The organism is Rhodococcus sp. SJ-3, from assembly GCF_051918125.1.
GTDB lineage: Bacteria > Actinomycetota > Actinomycetes > Mycobacteriales > Mycobacteriaceae > Rhodococcus.
Genome location: NZ_CM123306.1, coordinates 2,073,361 through 2,096,144 on the forward strand (window position 1 = coordinate 2,073,361; position 22,784 = coordinate 2,096,144).

General features: G+C 65.7%; 22 protein-coding genes and 1 pseudogene. 14 read left to right on the forward strand and 9 right to left on the reverse strand.

Annotated features, from left to right (window positions below; all coding sequences use genetic code 11):
* Nucleotides 1–22 precede the first annotated feature (22 nt).
* Genes ACTDXD_RS09455 through ACTDXD_RS09470 form a run of 4 tightly spaced genes read left to right on the forward strand, consistent with a single transcriptional unit; the run spans nt 23 to nt 4,123 of the window.
* Nucleotides 23–955, forward strand: a complete 933-nt coding sequence (locus ACTDXD_RS09455; RefSeq protein ID WP_440126792.1) for a metal-dependent hydrolase — start codon at nt 23–25, stop codon at nt 953–955.
* Nucleotides 952–2,034: a PDR/VanB family oxidoreductase gene (locus ACTDXD_RS09460; protein ID WP_440126793.1), complete on the forward strand. Its 1,083-nt coding sequence runs from the start codon at nt 952–954 to the stop codon at nt 2,032–2,034. Before ACTDXD_RS09455 ends, ACTDXD_RS09460 begins: the two co-directional genes overlap by 4 nt.
* A gap of 8 nt (nt 2,035–2,042) precedes the next feature.
* The gene (locus ACTDXD_RS09465) at nt 2,043–2,948 is read left to right on the forward strand and encodes an alpha/beta fold hydrolase (RefSeq protein ID WP_440126794.1); all 906 of its coding nucleotides are present in this window, start codon (nt 2,043–2,045) and stop codon (nt 2,946–2,948) included.
* Nucleotides 2,949–2,983: 35 nt separating this feature from the next.
* Nucleotides 2,984–4,123 (forward strand): AI-2E family transporter, encoded by a 1,140-nt coding sequence (locus ACTDXD_RS09470; protein ID WP_440126795.1) that lies wholly within the window; start codon nt 2,984–2,986, stop codon nt 4,121–4,123.
* 18 nt (nt 4,124–4,141) lie between these two features.
* On the opposite strand, the gene ACTDXD_RS09475 is transcribed toward ACTDXD_RS09470, so the two are convergent.
* Nucleotides 4,142–4,786 carry a CoA transferase subunit B gene (locus tag ACTDXD_RS09475; protein WP_440126796.1) on the reverse strand — a complete coding sequence of 215 codons (645 nt, stop codon included), beginning with the start codon at nt 4,784–4,786 and terminating at the stop codon, nt 4,142–4,144.
* On the reverse strand, nt 4,783–5,529 hold the full coding sequence (locus tag ACTDXD_RS09480; RefSeq protein WP_169689512.1) for a CoA transferase subunit A: 747 nt from the start codon (nt 5,527–5,529) through the stop codon (nt 4,783–4,785). The genes ACTDXD_RS09475 and ACTDXD_RS09480 overlap by 4 nt, the downstream gene beginning before the upstream one ends.
* Before the next feature lie 150 nt (nt 5,530–5,679).
* Between ACTDXD_RS09480 and pcaD the strand changes: the two are divergent.
* The 4 genes and pseudogenes from pcaD to ACTDXD_RS09500 all read left to right on the forward strand — a co-directional run.
* Nucleotides 5,680–6,435, forward strand: a pseudogene (pcaD, locus tag ACTDXD_RS09485) (3-oxoadipate enol-lactonase); the annotation flags it as partial.
* Nucleotides 6,436–6,449: 14 nt separating this feature from the next.
* The gene (locus ACTDXD_RS09490; protein WP_440126797.1) at nt 6,450–7,253 is read left to right on the forward strand and encodes an IclR family transcriptional regulator; all 804 of its coding nucleotides are present in this window, start codon (nt 6,450–6,452) and stop codon (nt 7,251–7,253) included.
* A gap of 15 nt (nt 7,254–7,268) precedes the next feature.
* Complete coding sequence (locus ACTDXD_RS09495; protein ID WP_440126798.1) at nt 7,269–8,480, forward strand: acetyl-CoA C-acetyltransferase; 1,212 nt, start codon at nt 7,269–7,271, stop codon at nt 8,478–8,480.
* A 72-nt stretch (nt 8,481–8,552) separates the two neighbouring features.
* A complete protein-coding gene (locus ACTDXD_RS09500) occupies nt 8,553–8,969 on the forward strand; it encodes a DoxX family protein (protein WP_132476880.1) in 417 nt (138 codons plus the stop codon).
* A gap of 4 nt (nt 8,970–8,973) precedes the next feature.
* Here the strand turns inward: ACTDXD_RS09500 and ACTDXD_RS09505 are convergent, their stop codons facing one another.
* The 3 genes from ACTDXD_RS09505 to ACTDXD_RS09515 all read right to left on the reverse strand — a co-directional run bounded on the left by ACTDXD_RS09505 (nt 8,974) and on the right by ACTDXD_RS09515 (nt 11,861).
* The gene (locus ACTDXD_RS09505) at nt 8,974–10,011 is read right to left on the reverse strand and encodes an NADP-dependent oxidoreductase (protein WP_440126799.1); all 1,038 of its coding nucleotides are present in this window, start codon (nt 10,009–10,011) and stop codon (nt 8,974–8,976) included.
* A gap of 33 nt (nt 10,012–10,044) precedes the next feature.
* Nucleotides 10,045–10,209, reverse strand: coding sequence for a hypothetical protein (locus ACTDXD_RS09510; RefSeq protein WP_440126800.1), 165 nt, complete (start codon nt 10,207–10,209; stop codon nt 10,045–10,047).
* A 200-nt stretch (nt 10,210–10,409) separates the two neighbouring features.
* Nucleotides 10,410–11,861 (reverse strand): NAD(P)/FAD-dependent oxidoreductase, encoded by a 1,452-nt coding sequence (locus tag ACTDXD_RS09515; RefSeq protein ID WP_440126801.1) that lies wholly within the window; start codon nt 11,859–11,861, stop codon nt 10,410–10,412.
* 124 nt (nt 11,862–11,985) lie between these two features.
* Here ACTDXD_RS09515 and ACTDXD_RS09520 point away from each other — a divergent pair, with 124 nt between their 5' ends.
* The 4 genes from ACTDXD_RS09520 (at nt 11,986) to ACTDXD_RS09535 (ending at nt 15,792) form a co-directional block, all read left to right on the forward strand.
* Nucleotides 11,986–12,903: a LysR family transcriptional regulator gene (locus ACTDXD_RS09520; protein WP_440126802.1), complete on the forward strand. Its 918-nt coding sequence runs from the start codon at nt 11,986–11,988 to the stop codon at nt 12,901–12,903.
* A gap of 104 nt (nt 12,904–13,007) precedes the next feature.
* Entirely contained in the window at nt 13,008–14,222 is a 1,215-nt protein-coding gene (locus tag ACTDXD_RS09525) for an oxygenase MpaB family protein (protein ID WP_440126803.1), read from the forward strand.
* 103 nt (nt 14,223–14,325) lie between these two features.
* A complete protein-coding gene (locus ACTDXD_RS09530; protein WP_440126804.1) occupies nt 14,326–14,526 on the forward strand; it encodes a hypothetical protein in 201 nt (66 codons plus the stop codon).
* 105 nt (nt 14,527–14,631) lie between these two features.
* Nucleotides 14,632–15,792 carry an iron-containing alcohol dehydrogenase gene (locus ACTDXD_RS09535; RefSeq protein ID WP_440126805.1) on the forward strand — a complete coding sequence of 387 codons (1,161 nt, stop codon included), beginning with the start codon at nt 14,632–14,634 and terminating at the stop codon, nt 15,790–15,792.
* Nucleotides 15,793–15,841: 49 nt separating this feature from the next.
* Here the strand turns inward: ACTDXD_RS09535 and ACTDXD_RS09540 are convergent, their stop codons facing one another.
* Both ACTDXD_RS09540 and ACTDXD_RS09545 read right to left on the reverse strand, forming a co-directional pair.
* Complete coding sequence (locus ACTDXD_RS09540) at nt 15,842–17,491, reverse strand: ABC-F family ATP-binding cassette domain-containing protein (RefSeq protein ID WP_440126806.1); 1,650 nt, start codon at nt 17,489–17,491, stop codon at nt 15,842–15,844.
* A gap of 199 nt (nt 17,492–17,690) precedes the next feature.
* Nucleotides 17,691–18,428 (reverse strand): MBL fold metallo-hydrolase, encoded by a 738-nt coding sequence (locus ACTDXD_RS09545; RefSeq protein WP_440126807.1) that lies wholly within the window; start codon nt 18,426–18,428, stop codon nt 17,691–17,693.
* 127 nt (nt 18,429–18,555) lie between these two features.
* Here ACTDXD_RS09545 and ACTDXD_RS09550 point away from each other — a divergent pair, with 127 nt between their 5' ends.
* Entirely contained in the window at nt 18,556–19,404 is an 849-nt protein-coding gene (locus tag ACTDXD_RS09550) for a lysophospholipase (RefSeq protein ID WP_440126808.1), read from the forward strand.
* Between the two features lie 21 nt (nt 19,405–19,425).
* Complete coding sequence (gene ygiD / locus ACTDXD_RS09555) at nt 19,426–20,271, forward strand: 4,5-DOPA dioxygenase extradiol (protein WP_440127595.1); 846 nt, start codon at nt 19,426–19,428, stop codon at nt 20,269–20,271.
* Nucleotides 20,272–20,299: 28 nt separating this feature from the next.
* Here the strand turns inward: ygiD and ACTDXD_RS09560 are convergent, their stop codons facing one another.
* Together ACTDXD_RS09560 and ACTDXD_RS09565 are read right to left on the reverse strand one after the other, a co-directional pair.
* Nucleotides 20,300–21,532 (reverse strand): IS110 family transposase, encoded by a 1,233-nt coding sequence (locus ACTDXD_RS09560; protein ID WP_440127509.1) that lies wholly within the window; start codon nt 21,530–21,532, stop codon nt 20,300–20,302.
* 241 nt (nt 21,533–21,773) lie between these two features.
* Complete coding sequence (locus ACTDXD_RS09565) at nt 21,774–22,757, reverse strand: alpha/beta hydrolase (RefSeq protein WP_440126809.1); 984 nt, start codon at nt 22,755–22,757, stop codon at nt 21,774–21,776.
* Nucleotides 22,758–22,784: the final 27 nt, after the last annotated feature.

Genomic DNA, 22,784 nt, shown 5'->3' on the forward strand with positions numbered 1-22,784 from the left:
AGTTACTGTAACCTTCGCTCACATGAACAACCGCAGCCGCGCGCACGGTCCGGACCCTTCCGTGAGCACTGTGCCGCCCGTCGCACCCGATCGCGTACTCCTGCACGCCCGCGACGTCCATTTCGATTGGAGCGCACTCCCCGCGCATTGGGTCCCCGGTGATCCGTTCAGCACCCACGTGCTCAACGTGCTGCATCTACTTCTTCCCGCCGGAGAGGAGTGGTTCGTCGAGACCTTCGAGGAAGCACTCCCCCACATCCACGACGAGGAACTCCGCGAGGACGTCCTCGGGTTCATCGGGCAGGAAGCGGTCCACGCCAACGCACACCGTGGCGTTCTCGAGCACCTTCATGCCCGAGGACTCGATCCCACACCGTTCACCGACCAGATCCAATGGCTGTTCGGACGCCTCCTCGGACCACGCCCCCTGACCGGCTTGCGCGCCGAGAACTACCTCGTAGAGCGGCTCGCCATCATCGCAGCAATCGAGCACGTCACGGCGTTCCTCGGCGACTGGGTCCTCAACGCACGAGGACTCGACGCAGCGGGAACGGATCCCAGGATGCTCGATCTGCTGCGGTGGCACGGCGCGGAAGAAGTCGAGCACCGCAGCGTCGCCTACGACCTGATGCGCTACTTCGACCCCAGTGAAGCACGCCGCCTGCGGACGCAGATCATCGTCGCCCCGATTCTCACCTGGCTGTGGATCCGCGGAACCCGATTCCTCATGTCGCACGACCCCGAGCTCACCGATGCTTCCGCGAGGGCGCGCACACCGCACGTCTCGGACTGGCTCGCCGCAAGCAGGCGCGGCACCATGCCAGGGCCGTCCGACCTCGTCAGGCGACTGTCCCGGTACTTCGATCGCATGTACCACCCGAGTCGGGAGGGGTCGACTGCCCAGGCCGTCCGCTACCTCGCCTCCTCCCCCGCAGCCCGCGGAGCACACCGGTGACCGGCCTGCCCGTTCGGCAGGAACGTCCGCACGACCTCCGTGGACGCAGGCGCCCCGACCGCGCGATGGGACTCCTGAAAGTGCTCGTCGACCGGTACGTCGGCGTGGTCGCCCCACTCGGCAGCGGGACCGGACACCTTGCGCAACCGGACCCGGAGATGCGACTCACCGTGTCGCGCAAGGAGGTCGTAGCCGCGGACGGGGATGTGGTGCAGCTGACACTGCAGGCACCGGATGGTGCCGCGCTGCCAATGTGGCACCCGGGCGCGCATCTCGACGTGCACCTGAAGTCCGGACGGCGCAGGCAGTATTCACTGTGCGGCGATCCCGCTGACACCGGCAGCTACGTCGTTGCAGTGCGCCGTGTGCCCGACAGCGGTGGCGGCTCACTCGAAATGCACGCGCTCGAACCCGGACACACAGTGTCGGTGCGGGGGCCCCGCAACGGATTTCCGTTCGTTGCCGACGGACGAGTGCTCTTCCTGGCGGGCGGCATCGGGATCACGCCGATCCTGGCGATGGTGCGCGCTGCCGAGCTCACCGGAATCGACTGGCTCCTGACATACACGGGCCGAAGCCGCAGCGCGATGCCGTTCGTCCGCGAACTCGAACAGCGTTACGGTGAACGGGTTTTCATCCGTCCCGACGACGAGTACGGTGTCCCCACCGTCGACGACCTCCTCGGCGCAGCGCCCGCCGGCGGCGCCGTCTACTGCTGCGGACCCGCGCCGATGCTGGACACCGTGCAAACCGGATTCGGCAATACCGGCGCCCACGCGCTGCACTTCGAACGGTTCGGCGCGCCTCCCATCGTCGACGGCCGCCCGTTCGAGGTGCAACTGGCGAGCACAGGGGCAGTTCTTCCGGTGTCCGCAAACGAATCTGCACTCGATGTGATCCGCCGACACCGTCCCGATGTCCCCTACTCGTGCAGGCAAGGTTTCTGCGGCACGTGCCGCACACGCGTCTTGTCCGGCAGTCCCGACCACCGCGAGAACCGGCTCACCGCAGACGAACGCCGCGAGGAGATGCTCGTCTGTGTCTCCCGCGCCGATGGCCGGCTCGTACTCGACCTCTGAGGAACCGCATGCGCACACGTATCGTCACCAACGGGCCGATCCGCCTTCACACCGTCGAAGAGGGAAACCCCGACGGGCCGGTCCTGATCCTCGTCCACGGCTGGCCCGACACCCATCTGCTGTGGGACCGGGTAGTGCCCCACCTGGCCGATGAATTTCGCATCATCCGATTCGACAATCGCGGTGCGGGCGCCTCCACCGTTCCCCGAGATGTCGCCGCCTACCGGCTGACGCACCTCGCCACCGACCTGTTCGCGGTGATCGACGCGATGAGCCCCGATACCCCCGTTCACCTGCTCGCACACGACTGGGGTGCAGTGCTGTGCTGGGAAGCGGTGTGCGAGCCGGGGGCCGCCGAACGCATCGCGTCGTACACCTCGGTGTCGGGACCCAATCTCGACCATCTCGCGATGTGGATGCGGCGACGCCTCCGGCAAGCACGCCCGCTCGGACCACTCGAGCAAGCACTGGCCTCCGCCTACACCGTTCTCTTCCAGATTCCGGGGCTACCCGTGCCCGCGCTTCGATGGTGGTTCTCCCGGCACTGGCCGGGCTTCGTCGGTGCCTTCGATCGCACCGATCCCGCGGCGATCGGGCCGCTCGCACCCACCGTCGCCGACGACATGGTGCACGGACTGAAGCTGTACCGGGCGAACGTGCGCCGGCATCTGCTCCGGCCGCGCGAACGGCGAACCGACGTTCCGGTGCAGCTCGTCCAGAATCTTCGTGACCTGGCAGTACGCCCTGTCGGATACGAGGACACCGAACGGTGGGTGACGGATCTGCACCGCGAGCCGCTCGACGCGGGGCACTGGTCGCCGCGGTCGCACGCAGGCGAACTGGCGGAGCTCACAACCCGCTTCCTCCGGATTGTCGAAGCCGGTACCGCCGCGCAAAGCAGGAACGCCGAGTAGATTTCGCGTCAGAGCAGATCGCCCGAGGAGGTGCGATGAGCAATGACGCCGATACTGCGGACCGTCCACGTGCGCCTCGGTGGTTACGACCGACGATCATCGCAGTGCTCTTTGCGATCGCGTTCTACCAGATGTCGGGTTGGTTGTTCCACAACCTGAAAGGCTTTCTCGGCCTGATCTTCCTGGCGTGGCTGTTCAGCGTCACCATCGAGCCGATCGTCGACCTGCTGGAGCGTCGAGGCCTCCGGCGAGGGGCCGGCACCGGGTTGGTCATGGTGAGCCTGTTCGTGCTCACCGTCGGGTTCTTCGCGCTGTTCGGCACCATCCTCGCCGAACAGGTGGCACAGTTGCTCACCACACTTCCCGACGCTCTGTCGCGGGTGACCGATTGGGCGAACCGCACATTCGACACCAACTTCAAGACCGGCGACGACCTGCTCCACCTCACGCCGGACACGATCCGCGATCTCGCGCAGCGATTCACACCGGGCGTGCTCGGCGTCGTGAGCACCCTGGTCGGCACGCTCTTCCAGTTGCTGACGATTCTTCTGTTCGTGTTCTACATGTCTGCAGAGGGCCCGAAGATGCGGCGGGCGATCTCGAGTTGGTTTCCCGCGCGGCAGCAGAAAGTGATCGCGGAGGTATGGGAAACGTCGGTCGAGAAAGCAGGCGGCTACGTCGTGTCGCGGTTGATCCTCGCGGCGGCGAGCACCATCGCGACCGGGATCTTCCTGCTGATCATCGGCGTGCCCTACTGGTTACCGCTCGCGATCTGGACCGGAGTCGTCTCCCAGTTCATCCCGACGCTCGGTACGTATCTGGCGATCGCACTGCCCGCGATCATCGCTGCCGCATCGCAACCACTCGATGGGGTGTGGGTGGTCGTGTTCGGCACGCTCTATCAACAGGTCGAGAACTATGTGCTGCACCCCCGGATCACGGCACGCACCGTGTCGATCCATCCTGCGGTGGCCTTCGGTTCGGTGATCGTCGGGGCGACCCTGTTCGGCGCGGTCGGAGCACTCGTATCGGTGCCGGTGGTCGCGATCCTGCAGGCTCTCGTCGAGTCCTACGGGACGCGGTACGCGCTGATCGAACAACCCGACTCGACGTCGCCACCGCCCGATCCGGACAGCACAGCGCCTCCGGGCCCAGAGGACCCGGAGGCGCGCTGATGTAGCAAGGCCGGACCGTCAGACGATGAGCTTCGCGGCCGTCGCAGCGACCACTTCTTCGGTGGTGACACCGGGCGCGGTCTCGACGAGCTTCAGCCCCTCGTCGATGACATCGATGACGGCGAGATCGGTGATGATCCGCTGGACGCACCGTTTGCCGGTGAGCGGAAGTGCGCATTCCTCGAGGATCTTCGGGTCGCCCTTCTTGGTGACGTGATCCATCATCACGATGACGCGCTTGGCGCCGTGCACGAGGTCCATCGCGCCGCCCATGCCCTTGACCATGGCGCCCGGAATCATCCAGTTGGCGATATCGCCCCTGGCCGAGACCTGCATCGCACCGAGCACTGCGACATCGATCTGACCGCCGCGGATCATGCCGAACGATTGCGACGAGTCGAAGTACGAGGCACCGGGGATCGCGGTGATCGTTTCCTTACCCGCGTTGATGAGCTCGGGATCGAGCTCGTCCTCGGTGGGGTACGGGCCGACGCCGAGCACACCGTTCTCTGCGTGCAGGATGACCTCGATGCCGGGCTCGATGAAGTTCGGCACCAGCGTGGGCATGCCGATACCGAGGTTGACGTACTGACCGTCGCGCAGTTCTCCGGCGACGCGCGCGGCCATCTGCTCGCGGGTCATGCCCTTTGCCGACTGTGTCATGAGCGCACCGTCCGATTCTCGATTCCGACCTCGATCTTGCCGACGTGCACCACTCGCTGCACGTGGATACCGGGGGTGTGGATCTCGTTGGGATCCAGTTCGCCCGGCTCGACGAGATGCTCGACCTGAGCGATCGTGATCCGCCCCGAGGCCGCGGCGGGCGGGTTGAAGTTGCGGGCCGAGGCCCGGTAGACGAGGTTGCCGTGCCGATCGCCCTTCCAGGCGTGCACGAGTGCGTAGTCGGCGGCGATACCCCGTTCCATCACGTAGGTCTGGCCGTCGAACTCGCGGGTTTCCTTGGGCTGCGAGGCGAGCTTGATGCCGCCGTGCCCGTCGTAGCGCAGCGGCAGGCCGCCTTCTTCGACCGCGGTACCGACACCTGCGGGAGTGAAGAACGCGGGGATACCCGCGCCACCGGCCCGCATCCGCTCGGCGAGTGTGCCCTGCGGGGTGAGCTCGACTTCGAGCTCACCCGAAAGGTACTGACGGGCGAATTCTTTGTTGGCACCGACGTACGACGAAATCGTGCGACGGATACGGCCCTTCTCGAGAAGCAGGCCCAGACCGAAACCGTCGGTACCGCAGTTGTTGCTGACAGTCTCCAGGTCGGTCGCGCCCTGCTCGAGAAGCGCGTCGATGAGGATCTCGGGGATGCCGACCAGGCCGAATCCACCGACGGCGATGGTCACACCGTCGGGGATGTCGGCTACTGCCTCGGCGGCGGAGGCAACGACTTTGTCCATGCATGCCAGAATAACCGGCGACGTACGTAATGTGAACCCTCGTCCGCAATACGAACAAATCCGCCAAAGGCCGTTGCTTCACGCTCAGGACCGCACTAGCCTGTCCGCATAGCGTCCATCCGTCCTCATTGCGAACAAATGGAGCATGCATTGACTGTCACGCTGCACTACGAACAGCACGGAGACCCGTCCGCGCCGACTGTGCTCTTCCTCGGCTCACTCGGATCCGACCTGTCGATGTGGCAGTCGCAGATCGACGCACTGTCCTCGACCTGGCACGTCGTCGCTGTCGACCACCGCGGGCACGGTTCGTCGCCCACACCGCCCGGCCCTTACACGATGAGCGCACTGGGAGCCGACATCCTCGCGCTGCTCGACTCCCTGGACGTGCAGTCCGTGCACTACGTCGGACTCTCCCTCGGGGGCGCCGTGGGCCAGTGGCTCGCGGCCAACCATCCCGAGCGCGTCGACTCGCTCACGCTGTTGTGCACGTCCTCGGCGTTCCTGCCCGCCCAGCCGTGGCTCGATCGTGCCCAGACCGTGCGCACCGACGGATTGGCCTCCATCGCCGCATCCATCGTGTCGCGCTGGTTCAGTCCCGGTCGCGCCGAGAGCGATCCAGACCTCGTCAGCAGGCACGTCGCGATGGTCGAGGGCACCACCGATGAGGGCTACGCCGCATGCTGCGAAGCCCTCGCGACCTGGGACGGCCGCGACGGTCTTGCCCGCATCACCGCACCCACTCTCGTGATCGCAGGCGAAGAAGACCCCGCCACCCCGCCCGCCGTGATGCAGGCCATGGCCGACGGCATCGCCACCGCCGAGTTCCACGTCGTCGCACCCGGCGCGCATCTCGCGAACGTCGAACAGGCAGACACGGTCACGCAGCTGATCACCGAGCACCTGAAGAAGAACCTGTCGTGACCGATACCGATTCGAGCCCGGTCGTGAAGGACGCCTCGCCCGACTACGTCCAATCGCTCGCCCGCGGACTGTCGGTCATCAAAGCGTTCGACGCAGAGAACCCGCGCCGCACCCTGTCCGACGTCGCACGCGCCACCGGCCTCACCCGCGCGACCGCGCGCCGTTTCCTGCTCACATTGACCGAGCTCGGTTACGTACGCACCGACGGATCCCAATTCTGGCTCACTCCGCGGGTACTCGAATTGGGATACAGCTACCTGTCGGCGCTTTCGCTGCCCGAGATCGCGCGACCCCACCTCGAATCTCTCGCCCAGAAGATCCACGAGTCGACGTCGGTGTCGGTGCTCGATCGCGACGACGTCGTCTACGTCGCCCGCGTTCCGGTCAACCGCATCATGACCGTCACGATCACCCTCGGCACCCGGTTCCCCGCGTATGCCACGTCGATGGGCCGCGTCCTGCTCGCCGGCCTGCCCGACGTCGAACTCGACGATTACCTCGCCCGCGCCGACCTGGCACCCATCACCGGTACCACCGTGCAGACCCGCGATACGTTGCGCGCCGAACTCGACAAGGTGCGCCGCGAAGGATTCTGCATCGTCGACCAGGAACTCGAAGAGGGACTGCGGTCGCTCGCCGCACCGATCCGCGACGCATCCGGCACTGTGGTGGCCGCGGTGAACATCTCCACCCACGCCGCCCGCTACCCGATCGGAACCCTCCGCGACCGGCTGGTCCCCACCCTGGTTTCCACCGCGGACGAGATCTCGTCGGATTACGCCCGCACCCAGACGAATTGATCGGAGAGAGAACTGATGACCGATGTAGTGATCTGCGAACCGCTTCGTACCCCGGTGGGCCGCTTCGGCGGCGTCCTGAAGGACATCGCACCGGAAGACCTCGCCGCCACCGTCATCCGCGAAATCATCTCGCGCACCGGCATCTCGGGTTCCGACGTCGACGACGTGATTCTCGGGCAAGCTTCCCCGAGCGGTGAGAACCCCGCGATCGGACGCATCGCCGCACTGAACGCCGGTCTCGGCGTCGACGTTCCCGGCATCCAGGTCGACCGCCGCTGCGGCTCCGGCCTCCAGGCGATCGTGCAGGCCGTCATGCAGGTCCAGACCGGCGGCAGCGACCTGATCCTTGCCGGCGGCGCCGAGTCCATGAGCCGGGCCGAGTTCTATGCGACCGGGATGCGCTGGGGAGTCAAAGGCGAAGCAGTCTCACTCGACGACCGCCTCGCCCGGGCACGCGTCACCGCCGGAGGCCGCGACTTCCCCGTTCCCGGCGGCATGATCGAGACGGCCGAGAACCTGCGCGCCGAATTCTCCATCAGCCGAGAGGATCAGGACGCACTCGCGGTGCAGTCGCACCAGCGCGCCGTCGCCGCGCAGCACAACGGTGTCTTTGCACAGGAGATCGTGCCGGTGACAGTGCCGCAGCGCAAAGGTGATCCGCTGGTCGTCGACACCGACGAACATCCCCGCGCCGACACCACCGTCGAGACACTCGCGAAGCTGCGTCCGATCCGCGGCAAGGTCGATCCCGAGTCCACCGTCACCGCGGGCAACGCGAGCGGCCAGAACGACGGCGCCGCACTCGCGATCGTCACCACCGCAGACAAGGCCGCACAGCTCGGCCTGCGCCCGCTCGCCCGGCTCGCGAGCTGGGCGGTGGCCGGAGTCCCTCCACGCACCATGGGAATCGGCCCGGTGCCGGCCAGCGAGAAAGCGCTGGGCCGTCTCGGCCTGACGCTCGCCGATATGGACATCATCGAACTCAACGAGGCGTTCGCCGCCCAAGCCCTCGCGGTGACCCGCACGTGGGGCATCGAAGCCGACGACAGCCGGCTCAATCCCAACGGCTCCGGCATCTCCCTCGGTCATCCGGTCGGCGCGACCGGCGGTCGTATCCTCGCGACACTGCTGCGCGAATTGGACCGCCGCGAAGGACGTTACGGACTCGAAACGATGTGCATCGGCGGCGGACAGGGTCTCGCCGCGGTGTTCGAGCGCATCGCCTGATCCGCTGCCCGGCCCCGCGGCGAAGATGTCGAGATGCCGCCGCGGGGGCCGTCTGCTCCGTACGATCGCAGCATGACCGATCAGCAGACGGAAACGCCACCTACCACTCGGCCGAGGACGATTGCGCGGTATCTCCTCGCCGCGGCCCTGGTGTTCGCGGGGATGAGTCACCTGTTCTGGGCTCGTAAGGACTTTCAGGCGCAAGTTCCGGACTGGGTCCCGATGGACAAGGACGGAGTGGTGATGGCGTCGGGCGGGGTGGAAATCATGCTCGGCGCCGGCCTCGCCGTCCTCCCGCGGGACCGCGTCCGCGTGGGCCGGATCGCCGCGTTGTTCTTCGTCGCGGTTTTCCCCGGCAACCTTGCGCAGTATCTCCACCGCCGCAGCGCGTTCGGCCTCGACACCGACCGGAAGCGTCTCATCCGACTGTTCTTCCAGCCCGTGCTGGTGCTGTGGGCACTGTGGTCGACGGGCACGCCACGTCGCTGACGCATTACTGTTCCGGCGCGACCTGCACGAGCAGTTTGCCGAAGTTCTTCCCTTCGAGCAGGCCGATGAACGCTTCCGGCGCGTTTTCCAGACCGTCGACGATGTCCTCTCGATACTTCAGGTCACCGCTGCGTACCCACTCCGAGGCCTCGCGAAGGAAGTCGCGGTACATCTCGGACACGAATTCCGATTGGATGAATCCCCGGATCGTGAGGCTCTTGACGAGAACGAGCGAGAAGAAGCCGGGCAGCCGGTCGCGGCGCTCGAGGTCGGCGCCGTTGTACTGCGCCACCAGACCGCACACCGGTATCCGCGCGTAGAGATTCAGCAGCGGCATCACCGCATCGGCGACGTGCCCGCCGACGTTCTCGAAGTACACGTCGATGCCATCGGGTACCGCGTCGGCAAGCTTCTGCGCGAAGTCGGGGTCGCGGTGGTCGACGGCTGCGTCGAACCCGAACTCGTCGAGCAGCGCCTTGCATTTCTCCGGTCCGCCCGCGATACCGACTGCGCGAGCACCCTTGCGTTTCGCGATCTGGCCGACCGCAGATCCGACAGGTCCGGTCGCCGCCGCCACGACAACGGTCTCGCCTTTCTTCGGCTGCCCGATCTTCAACAGTCCCGAATAGGCCGTGAAGCCCGGCATTCCCAGCACGCCGAGCGCTGTGGACAGCGGTGCTGCGTCGGGATCGAGCTTGCGCACCTCGTCACCATTGATGACGGCGTGCGACTGCCAGCCTGCGCCCGCGAGAACATAGTCGCCCACAGCGAGACTCGAGTGTCGCGATTCGACGACCTGCCCGACCGTGCCGCCGACCATCACGTCGTCGAGTTCCACAGGATCTGCATACGACTTTGCGGTACTCATGCGACCGCGCATGTAGGGATCGAGGGAAAGGTAGACGGTCCGCAGCAAGATCTGCCCGTCGGACAGGGCGGGGAGGTCGACGACCTCGGTTCGGAAGTTGTCGGTTGTAGGCGTCCCGTCGGGGCGAGACGCAAGGACGATACGTGTGCTCTGGATCTTCGACGATGCGCTCATACTCTCGCAGTCTGCCCTACTGTCTCGTCGACGTCAGGCCGCTCCGGGACGATCACCTCGCGGAGGCTCGTAATTCGAGAACAAACGGGAATGGATGGCCTCGGTGAACGAAGGACCATCGTGCTCGACGATGCGGTGCGGACGCTGATGCTGGGTCTGGGACCTGACCTTGGCGTTGGACGTGGATCGGATCGACACATCGACTCCTCTCGGTGATGGGAGGAGGGTGCTGACTACCGCACACCATGCGTGACCTGGTGTGCGCCCCCCTTTCGCATACATATACCCGGTCGGATCCCATGGCGCACACATCGGTCCCGGGGCACGAATGCACCGAGGTCCGGCCGGCATGTGCCGGTCGGACCTCGTGCGTGAACATCCGCGCGGATGCGCGATTTCTACGAGACCGGGACGGGTTCCCGTGCAGCGGCCGCAGCCTTCTTCTTCGCCCGTTTGCTCAGGTTCCTGGTCGCGTCCGTCTTGGGCGCATCGGCCTTCGATGCGTCCGACTTCGGCGCGTCGGCCGGCTTCCCCGCCTCGGCAGGGGCTGCCGGTTCGAGTTCCTGTGCGTAGTAGAAGTGCGGGCGACGGTGGCCGAGGAACGAACCGCACCACGACATCACCGCGATGTACCGGTTGCGGAATCCGACGAGGTACACCAGGTGCACAGCGAGCCACAGGACCCACGCGATGAACCCGGTGAGTTCGATCTTGCCGACGCGGGTGATCGCGCGGAAGCGGTTGATGATCGCCATGCTGCCCTTGTCGCGGTATTGGAACGCGGTCCCCGCGGGTGCCTTGCCGAGGATCAGCTTCGCGACATGCCGGCCGCCCTGCATCGCGAACGGCGACTGCGCGGGCAGGTTGTCGAGCGTGACCATGTCGCCGATGGCGTAGATGTTGTCGGCGCGTCCGACGGTGAAGTCGTTGTCGACGAGAAGACGGCCGCCCCGGACGGTCTCGCAGCCCGTGCGCTCAGCGAGCACGCCGGCGAAATCGTTGGCCTGGATCCCGGCCGACCAGATGATCGTCTCGGCCGTGAGGCGACGGGTCTCGTCGGTGTTCGCAGTCTTCAGGGTCGCGCCGTGCTCGTCGATGTCGGTGACCATCGTGTTGACGACGACGTCGACGCCTGCCTTCTCGAGCGATTCCTTCGAGTACTCGCTGAGCTTGCCGCCGAACGGCGGGAGTACCTTGTCGGCGCCCTCGACGAGCGTGACGGTGACGTCCTCGCCCTTGATGTTGCCGATCGACTCCGCGAAGTAGCGCTGGGCGAGTTCCTTGATCTGCCCGGCCAGTTCGACACCCGTCGGGCCTGCGCCCACGACGATGAAGCTGAGCAGGTTCTTGCGGAGCTCCGGGTCGGTCGTGATGTGTGCTTCCTCGAAGCAGCGGATGATCTGGCGACGCAGGCGTTCGGCGTCGTCGACCGTCTTGAGAGCGAAGGTGAGGTCGGCGAACTCGTCGCGGCCGAAGTAGGCCTGCCGAGCGCCGGTCGCGGCGACGAGGTGCTCGTAGCCGAGCGTGTGACGCTTGCCGCCCGCCTCGTACACGACGGTGTTGTCGTCGGGGTTCACATCGACCACGCGGCCGAGACGCACATCGGCGTTCGGGTACTTCGCGAGGATGGCGCGCACGGAGGGAGCGATCTCGCCGGGCGAAATGACGCCCGTCGCGACCTGGTACAGCAAGGGCTGGAACAGGTGCTCGGTGGTCTCCGAGATGAGGACGAACGGTGTGCCTGCCTTACCGAGCTTCTTCGCCACGGCGAGAGCACCGAATCCGGATCCGACGATCACTACCTCGGTCCGGTCGACGACGGTCGTCACTCCCTTGTCTGCACCACCCATGCTGTCGATACCTCCACATTGAAGTTCATGTATGACCTCCAACCTAGGTATCTACCTCCCTTGGTATCCAGTAACCTGGGATATTCGAAAAACTGTTATCTGTTCTGCTCATAAATGAGGTGAGATGGACTTCCGGCAGCTACGTTATTTCCTCGCGGTGGGCGAGGAGTCCAGCTTCTCCCGCGCGGCCGAGCGGTGCTTCATCTCGCAGTCCGCGATCAGCCACCAGATCGCGAAACTGGAGCATGAGCTGGGCACGAGTCTGTTCGACCGCTCCACGCGATCGGTCAAGCTCACCGCTGCCGGCCTGCGGCTGATGCCGATCGCGTCGGAAGTACTCAGCCTCGAAGCGCGCGCCTTCGAAGTGGCCACCGAGCCTCGCGACAGCATCCGCATCACCGCCAACATGAGCTTCGCGACGCAGAGCCTCGACGCAATCTCCCAGGTCCGCGAGCGTTACCCCCACATCGACGTCGAGTTCGTCATCAAGGATTTCACCGACCGTGTCAACGCTGTCGCCTCCGGCGAAGCCGACCTCGCCCTGATTCGCGGCGAGGTGGATCGGCCGGGGCTCGAGACCGTGCGGCTCGGCATCGAGGATCTGGTGATCGTCACCTCGGGCCACCATCCGCTGTCCGCATTCTCGACCGTCGACCTCGGCGAGCTGGCCCACTTTCCCCTGTTGCTTCCGCCGCGGAACAGCCAGGTGCTGCTGCACCGCGTCATAGAGGACGCGTTCGTCGAAGTGGGGCGACGTGTCCGCCTCGGTCCGGCGATCGCGAGCGACCACACGGCCACCCTCGAAGTCCTCACCAATCCGCGCGCCTGGACGGTGCTGTACGCCAGCACCGCCTCCGAGACTCCCAGCAAAGGGCTGAAGTTCATGCGCGACAACCGTCGTCTGCTGCGGGTGCCGGTATGCGGCGTCGTACGGAGCGGCACGGCCCCGACCCCCGAACTCGAGTTCCTGGTCCAGGCCCTCGCACATTCGATCGTGCCCGCGAGCAACAGTGTTGCTCCCGCGCGCGACGCCGGTAGCTGACTCCTCCGGCCGTCCGTCGCCGAAGACGGGACTTCCAGCTCTGGACGAGTGACCGAACATCTGACAACATCAATTGTCATAGTTCGGACGCTGAAAGGCCGTGCATGACCACTCCAATTCCGTCGCGCCACCCCGAAGCACCGTGTGCTGTTCCCGCAGGGATCAAAGCGTTCGGCCTGATCATGGGGCTGCGCAAGCCCGACGAGGCAGAATTTCGCCGCATGGGCGAATGCCTTCTCGTCGGGGACGCACCCGCAGACCGGCTCGTCGACTGGATGTACTCGGCCGGGTCGGCAGACACCCGACCGCTGTTCGAGAAGGCGCTCGCCGACGGCATCGACAGCCTCGACGACGCGCCCCCGCCACTCCGAGATTTCTTCACCGAAGTCGAAACCGTGCCCGACTGGGTCGACTGGGACAAGATCGAACTCGGGGCGCGTGTGATGCGCAGCGGCGGAGCCGATGGTCTGTACATAGCCCGCGACGTCGCCTTGCTCGGCGGCTACATGTTCTCCGGATTCAACCAGACACTCCTGCGGACCGGGGCGCTCGAGAAAGGGTCGAACGCGCGATTCGCCGAAACATCACAGTGGGCGATCGACGTCATCAGTCCCGGCGGACTCGCCCCTGGAGGCGCCGGCTACCGCTCGACCGTTCATGTCCGGCTCATCCACGCGATCGTCCGGCGCCATGTCTCGGCCATGCCCGACTGGAGCACCGAAACGTGGGGTATACCCATCAATCAGACCGACATGGCTGCCACCCTCGTCGGCGCGCTCGTCGCACCGGTTATCGGCGGCATCGGCATGGGAATGGTGAGCCGCCCCGGAGAGTACGAGGCCGTTGCTCACCTGACCCGGTACGTCGGGACGCTGATGGGAGTAGCCGACGAGTTCCTGCCCATCGGCTTCCGCGACTGCGTCCGCGTGCTCCTCCACACGTCGTATGCACTTTCGACACCGGATGAGACCACGAAGCAGCTTTCTGTCCCCATGGCCGACGACCCACTGGCCTGGAACTATTCGACCAGGCCGAGTTTCCGGCGCAGGCTGGCGCGATCGCAGCACCTGTCGATCACGGCGACCTTCCTCGGCCCCGGCGCGATGCGGGAACTCGGCCTGCCGATGTTCGTCCTGCCCTGGTACCCGGTACTCAAACTGCCACTCAACCTCCTTCGGTCGTGTGCTGCGCTACGCCGTGGCGGACGCGAACGTGCCGCCGCGCGGGGTGTGCGCGAACAGCAGCACTTCATGAAGACGATGCTCGACGGCGACGCCACCATCGGCCACTCGGCAACCCTCGCCCACCCAGTCGCGTAGGGGCTGATTTGGGAAATTTCACCGAACACTTTGGAGCCCAGGGCTATTCAATGGAAGTTCGTGCTAGATTCGCATCCCGTCCGACCATCGAAAAAGGACTCTCATGCGTAAGTCGATCTTCGTTCTCGCACTTGCAGCAGGGCTCACCACAGTGACGATCGGAACCGCGAATGCCGCTCCACCGGAGTCGGCCACGGGCCCGTCGATTACAGGGGTCGCATACCAGTGCATACCCACCGGTAGCTTCATCGCAGATCTCCAGTGCCGACTCGGAACCGGCTCGTCGCTGCCGGGGTTCCTGTAGAGCCTTCCGCTTCACTGCTCAGTGCGAGTAATCCTCTCGTCCTGCTCAGCACCGACTTCGAGATGATGACACCCCACTTCAGCCTTCGGATGACATGATCCGACCATGACTGCACCCATCGCACTGCCCCGCATCATGCGTATCGGTGGCGGCGCCGTCGGCGAGATCGGCGACGTCGTCTCGAGCCTCGGCCTGTCACGCCCACTGGTGGTGACCGATTCGTTCCAAGTGGGTACCGGCGCCGCCCAGAAGATGCTCGGCAACCTCGAGGCAGCCGGCGTCACACCACGCCTGTTCGCCGACGCCGTACCCGACCCGACCACCGACTCACTCGCTGCGGGTGTCGTCGCGCTCACCGAGCACGACGCCGACTCGGTGATCGGGTTCGGCGGCGGCAGCCCGATGGACACAGCCAAGGCCCTCGGCATTCTCGGCCGACAGGGCGGGCAGATGCGCGATTACAAAGCCCCGCGTAACAACGTCGGCCCCGCCCTGCCGGTCATCGCCGTTCCCACCACCGCCGGTAGCGGTTCGGAGGCAACCCAATTCACCGTGATCACCGACAGCTCGAGCGACGAGAAGATGCTCTGCCCGGGCCTCGCCTTCCTGCCGACGGCTGCGGTGATCGATTACCGACTGACCCTGTCGATGCCGCCGCGACTGACCGCCGACACCGGTGTCGACGCCCTCACCCACGCCATCGAGGCCTACGTCAGCCGCAAGGCCAACCCCTTCTCCGACAGCCTTGCGCTCATCGCCATCGGCACGATCGGCCGCATGCTGCGACGTGTGTATGTCGACGGCAGCGACGCCGAAGCACGCGAGCAGATGATGCTTGCCGCCACCCAGGCCGGGATCGCGTTCTCCAACTCGTCCGTCGCCCTCGTGCACGGTATGAGCCGACCCATCGGTGCGCATTTCCATGTCGCGCACGGACTGTCGAACGCGATGCTCTTCCCCGCCGTCACCGCCTTCTCTGCCGGAGCAGCAGAATCCCGCTACGCCGACTGCGCGCGAGCACTGGGCGTGGCCACCAGCAGCGACGACGACACAGCCGCGGCGAACAACCTCGTCGAGGCACTACACGAACTGTGCCGCGATGTCGAGGTCCCGACTCCCAAGGCCTACGGCATCGACAAAGCGCGGTGGGACGAGCTGATCCCCCTCATGGCCGAGCAGGCCCTGGCCTCCGGGTCGCCGAACAACAATCCGCTCATTCCCACCGACGCCGAGATCCGGGATCTCTACGCGCAGGTGTACGGCTGAGAGAGTGTGGATTCGAGTCCGGATTGGACAGGCTCGAATCCACACGACTTCAGGAAGTCCTTTCCAGCTCGAGATGCGGCCAGTCGGCGATATCTCGTCGCAGCTGCCGGTCATGTGTCGCGAGCACGACCACCGCATCGGTCACCCCGAGCGCGTCGGTCAGCTCGTCGACGAGCGTGATCGACAGATGGTTGGTGGGCTCGTCGAGCAACAGCACATGGGGCCGTGCGGCGAGTACCATCGCGAGATCCAGTCTGCGTTGCTGTCCCATCGACAGATCCCGAACTCGTTGATCCAGATCATGATCGGTGAACAGACCCAGCTCCTCGAGCGCCACCACCTCCGCACCCCCCACAACACCTGCGGATTCGAGCGCGCCGATGTGCCTGTCGTACACGTCCCTCACGGACGCCCCGGACGGCGATGGTGATTCCTGGGCGAGCCGCCCGACCCGTACGTGCTCGACGATGTCCAGATCTCCGGAGGTGGGTGGTAATTCGCCTGCGAGCACACAAAGGAACGACGACTTGCCTGCGCCGTTGGGCCCGGTCACGGCGAGCCGGCTGCCCGCACCGAGCGTGAGTGAGACCGGCGTGGGGAGACGGCCCGACACGGCAACGTCCTCTGCTCGAATCAGCGGCGCGTCGGTACCGATCCCGTCGAGCTCCGCGCCGAGCGCGGGCATCGAGAATTTCAGCGGCGGTGGTGGAGTGGTGACGGCATGCTCGTCGAGCGTCTCCTGCCGTCGATGCACCGACTGCACCAGGGCAGGGGCGCGGGTGGCGCGCTGGTGCTTGCCGGTCCCCTTGTCGGGGCGCCAGCCGGAGACGAGCCGGTTCCGGGCTGCCTCGAGATCCACGGCCAGACGCGCATGCTCCGCCTGCTGACGGTTGTACTCGTCGACCCATCGCTCGTACTCCGCGACACGTCCCTTGCGATATCCGGCGTACCCGCCGCCGTACAGGCGTGGACGACCGTCGACACTGGGGTCGAGGTCGAGAATCGACGTCGCGACGTCAGTGAGCAGAGCACGATCGTGACTGACGAGGACGACGCCACTGCGGGTGGTACGCAGCCGCTCGGTGAGGTACTCGAGCCCTGACGCATCGAGGTGGTTGGTCGGTTCGTCGAGGAGCAGGAAATCGTGCTCGGCGCCGAGCAGAGCAGCCAGCCGAACGCGGTAGCGTTGTCCCACCGACATTTCGGTGAGCAGCCGCGACCGATCGGTTATCGCTCCCAGGGCATCGAGGGCGGAATCGACGCGCCGGTCGGCGTCCCACGCGTCAAGCTGCTCGGCGGCATCGAGGACGTCGGTATACAACTCCGCCGCACCGGGTTCCTGCTCGGCGAGGGCAACTGTTGCCTCGTCGAGCAGGCGCAGCACTTCACGAACATGGACGAGCTCGATGTCGATGAGGTCACCGACCGTGCGGGTCTCGGTGACGGCCATCTCCTGCTCGGCGAACCCAAGCGACCCGAAGCACCGCACTGTGCCCGCATCTGGTTCGAGCCGGCCTGCCAGCACGTTGATCAGCGTCGTCTTGCCGCGACCGTTGTCGCCGACGACACCGAGCCTCGCACCGGGCGTCAAGGCGAGGTCGACGCCCTGCAGTACAGGACGGCCACCGCGAGCGATGTGCACGCCGGTCGCTCCGAGCTGCGCACGCGCGCGCCGAGGCAGGGTGATAGTGATGGTCATTCTTCCTCCGGATGGAGGCGCGTCGACCACGGCAATATGGACGACTGCGCTTCTGACGAACGGCCGTGTGGGCGGCCTGGGGACACGCGTCGGCCCCGCCCGGCTACATCACGGGTCGCGGGGCTTGCGTCGTCAGTTGAAAAGAAGCGCTTGAATCACGTCGTCCAGGGTACGTTCGTCCTGCGCCGTGTCAATCGAATTACGCACCGTCGTGGCGGAGTGCATCGACCGCAGCGGTGAAGCGCGTTTCGTAGGCTATCGCCAGCTCCTCCAGGGCCGCGACACCGTTTCCGTCGTATGCCGGTGCGTGCATCGGCGCAAGTGTACGCGGCTGCAGATCGGCGAGAGCTCGGATGGTGGGCGCCAATTCCGGCGTCAAGCACGTCGCGTGCCCCAGATCCTCAGCAGCCAGTGCGGGACCGACCATCTCATGGTCTGTCTGCGCCGGATACTTCCCGAATGCTGTGAACAGGTCGCCGCACAGCAGCGTCGAGGTCGTCTCCTCGAACATCAGTCCGGCATCCCACCCGTGCGGAACGTGAGGTGTGTCGATGTGGCGGACCCTGCGGCGGCCAGTGTCCAGAACATCGCCGTCCTGCAAGGGCCGTGGAGGTCTATCTGCGAGGTCGTTCACCTGGACGAAGCAAGCCATTGCTCCGTGCGCAACCTCCGCTGACGGCGCGACTTCCAGCCAGGAATTCATGGAGCCGCATTCGTCGGCCTCGACGTGACCGAACGTGATCCACCGCAGTCGATCCAGCGGGACCACTCGCGCGAGGGCCTCGGAAACGTGGGGGAACAATGCGCGGTACCCAGTGTGGAACAGCAGTGGCTCATCGCCGTCGATGAGGAATTGGTTCATCGTCAGGTTCGCCTCGTCGACGAATGTGGACAGGCGGTAGATGTCGGGGGCAATTTCGGTGATCAGGGTGTCCATCGCTGTCCCTCTCGCTTACAGTCCCCTTTTCCGAGGTTCCTCCGGTCTCGGCTTACTTACAAGACCGCACCTGGTACTCGTGCAAGGATGCGAGGACAGCACGTCGACCAGCCGGTAGGAGATGCCCATGCAGCACACCGAGTCCTCGTTCAACGGAGGCAACGACACTCGGATCGTGTACGACCTGTGGTCGCCCGACAACGTCGAGATCGCAGGCGTGCTGGTTCTCACGCACGGACTCGGTGAGCATGCACGCCGCTACGATCACGTCGCGCGGCGCCTTACCGAGCTGGGGCTGGTCGTGTTCGCTCCCGACCATCGCGGCCACGGCCGCTCGGGCGGCAAACGACTGCATGCACGGCAAATGTCGGATTTCACCGACGACCTCGATTCGCTGGTCGATATCGCAACGCAGGCGTATCCGGGTTTGCCGGTCTTCCTGCTCGGCCATTCGATGGGTGGAGCTATCGCGTTGGCGTATGCGCTCGACCACCAGGATCGTCTGACGGCGCTTGCGCTGTCCGGACCGGCGGTGATCGTGACGTCCGGGACGCCGGGCATCGTCGTGGAGATCGGCAAGGTGATCGGCCGGTTCCTCCCCGACCTGCCGGTGCAGAAACTCGACAGCAATGCCGTGTCGCGGGATCCCGCGGTCGTCGCGGCGTACCAGGCCGATCCGCTCGTGCACCACGGATTGGTTCCCGCCGGGATCGCGCGCGTCCTGATCGACAACGAGCAGAGCCTGCCGCAGCGTTTGCCGTCGCTCACGTTGCCGGTGCTGGTGCTGCACGGCACCGCGGACACACTGGCGGACCCCGCAGGTGCTCAGCTCATCGCCGACCACGCGGGCTCGCGAGATCTGACTCTGAAGCTTTACGACGGGTTGTTCCACGAGGTGTTCAATGAGCCCGAGAACGACCGGGTGCTCGGAGAGCTCATCGAGTGGTTGCGTCCTCGTATCTCTCCGGAAAGGTAAGTGAGTTTCATGACCCCGCACATGCCGGTGGCGTTCATCGGCCACGGCAGCCCGCTCAACGCTCTCGAATCGAATCGGTACACGCAGGCCTGGGCCGCGTTCGGGAAGTCCGCGCCGACGCCGCGTGCGATCCTGTCGATTTCGGCTCATTGGTTCATCAATGCCACAGCCGTGACGGCAATGCCGTCGCCGCGCACGATCCACGACTTCTTCGGATTCCCGCAGGAGTTGTTCGATGTCGAGTATCCCGCACCCGGACTGCCCGAGCTGACAGAGGAGATCGCCGACCTGGCCCGTCCGAAATGGGTGGGTGGCGACGTCGATTCATGGGGCATCGACCACGGCACGTGGTCTGTGCTCACCCATATGTTTCCCAACGCGGATGTGCCGGTGGTGCAGCTGAGCCTCAACGCATTCAAGTCTCTCGAGTACCATCTGGAACTCGGTGCGAAACTCGCGGCGCTGAGGGATTCGGGTGTTCTGATCGTCGGCAGCGGCAATATCGTGCACAACCTCCGCATGCTGGATGCAGGTAAACCGGACGAGGGCTTCGACTGGGCGAAGCGGTTCGACGAAGCCGCCGGCGAACTACTTCGCGAGCGACCGGGCGACACACCGTCGTTGGCCGAGCATGCCGATTTCGCGAAAGCTGTTCCCACACCGGATCACTTCATTCCGATGATGCATTTCGCAGGTCTGCTCGCCGCCGCCGGAGAACAGCCCGACACCCTCGTCACCGGGGTGAACTACGGGTCGTTGTCCATGACGTCGTACACCGCTGGTGCTCAGCATCTTTCGATTACCGGTAGCGAGGACCACAGTGCCGGACTTCCCGATTGGACGGATCCACTCAACACCAACCTGTGACAGGTCAGACACCCCATGTCGTTTGGTGTCAAGCCGCATGGGGTTCCGGGTGGGCGTGGTGCGACCATGCGGTCGCTTCGTCATAGCGGGTGCGGGTCTTGAGGCAGCCGTGGAGGACGCCGACGAGGCGATTGCCGAGCTGGCGCAGGGCGGGGTTGTAGCCGGCCTCGCGGGCACGCTGTTTGTCGTAGTAGCGGCGAGCCCCGGGCGAGGCCCGCAGGGCGGAGAACGCCTGGGTCTGCAAGGCGTCGGCGAGCCGGTTGTTGCGCACGAAGCGGGCCTGGACGGTGTGGCTCTTGCCGGAGGCCCGGGTGATGGGGCTGGTGCCGGCGTAGTTCTTGCGGGCCTTGGCGGAGGCGTAGCGGGTGGGGTCGTCTCCGAACTCGGCGAGCACCCGGGCACCGGTGATCTCCGCGATGCCGGGCATCGAGAGGTAGATGTCAGCGTCCGGGTGCGCTCGAAAATGTGCCTTCACCTGCCCCTCCAGCTGAGCTATCTGCTCGTTCAGTGCGATCAGCAGCTTCGCGTGGGCCACCGCCGTGGCCGCATAGGCGGCCGTGACCGGCCCGGGCAGGCCGAGTTGCTCCGTGCGCAACGCGGCCTGGATCGTAGCCGCCTTCGCATCCCGGTTGCGCCGGCGGGCACGGGCCAGGACGGCGGTGATCTGGGTGCGCGTCAGCTTCGCACCGGCCGCGGGGGTGGGCGCCTTGGTCAGCAGTTCCAGCGCATCCGTGCTGGTCAGCGACAGGTCCGCGTAGGCGGCCAGGGCGGCGGGGAAGTACTCGCGCAGAGTGGTGCGCAACCTTTGGAAGGTGCGGGTGCGTTCCCAGATGAGGGTCTGGTGGGCACGGGCGACGACCTTGACGGCCTGCGCCTGCTCGCTGTCCCCGGCCACCGGCCGCAGCTGGGCGCGGTCGATGCGCACCATGTCGGCCAGCGCGTGCGCGTCACCCTTGTCGCTCTTGGCGCCCGAGGTGCCGTACCGCTCCTTGAACCGTGCGACCTGCCGGGGGTTGATCGCGTACACCTGGTAGCCGGAGGCGATCAGGGCCTGCACCCACGAGCCGCGGTCGGTCTCGATCCCGATCACCACCACGGCCGCGTCCAGGTCCGCGCCGCCGTGCTTCGCGACGAGCTCGTGCAGCTTCGCGATCCCCTCTACGCCCTCGGACAGCCTCGCGGCGGCCAGCTTCCGGCCGGTCGCGTCCTGGACCTCGACGTCGTGGTGGTCCTCGGCCCAGTCATCACCGATCAGCAGCAACTCATCCTCCTCGGTCAGGCACTTCGCTTCCCATGCAGCCTGCGGAAGGCGCGGCACGCGGCCTAATGGATCCAGTGCTCACGCCCCACTGCCCGGCGGGCACGCCACCCCATCAGCGGTCTGGCCTCCCGGCCGACCAGCAGGGGCACGATCTGACCTCAGAAGTCGAATGCTTCCGGCGGCGTAAGTGCTCACCTGCTGGCGGCTACGGCACCGAGTCTCTACGACCCGACAGCTCCCATTAGGCGGCGCGTCCATTGTCTACGGCGACGACGGCATGCCGCGCGAACCGGGTGCTCAGCCCGATGAGTTCCATCGCCTCGGGCAATGCTCGCGCGAGGACCGGCCACGCATGGATCTGCTCGCGCCACAGGTGCGTCTCCACCGTGTTTCCCGCCTCGGCGAGGCGCTCGCTCATGTCCTCGACGTCGGGCCGGGTGAGTTCGAATTCGGCTGCACACAGGAACATCGGAGGGAAGAGAGCCGGGTCTGCGTCGACGGGGTTCATCTCGCCTTCGATCGCTTCCTGACCCGCGAGCCAGCGCGGGCGCAGCTTTTCGAGCGCCTCGATCGGCAGGTACGCATCCTTCTTCATGTACTCGAGATCGTGACCGGAGTCGTCGAGGTCCAGGCTCAGCAACGGCGAATAACCGATGACGGCGGCCGGCCGCTGGATACCGCGTCGCGCAGCGAGTTCGGCGACCTTGACGGCGAGATATCCGCCGGCCGAGTCGCCGCCGACGATAATCCTGGTGGGATCGACTGCTGTCTCGACCAGTGCGGTGTACGCATTCATCGCGTCGTGGACCGATCCCGCGATGGGGACGGCCGGGACCTGCCGATAGTCCATCGAATACACGGGCGCACCCGAATCGAGAGCAAGCTGCACACACAACTGCCGGTGTGTCGAGGGTCCGCAGAAGATGAAACCGCCGCCGTGGAAGTACAGGATGGTGGCATCCTCGAGCGGGTCATCGACGGGTTTGGGCGAGATGATGCACTCGCCGGGCACTCCGCCGAGATCGGTGTCGACAATCTCCACCGACCGCGGCCTGGGGGTGACCTTGTCGACCACCCACGAAAGCCTGCCGAGGAGGCCGATTCCGAAGTCGTTGCTCGGCCAGATGCTCAGAATCGGCTTGACGAGAATCCGGACGATCCAGAGAAGGATCAGCGCGATCCGACTCGTTCGATCGTGCCAGGTCACAGAAGCACTGGAGCTCATGTGCACACACTATGTGACAAATGCGTT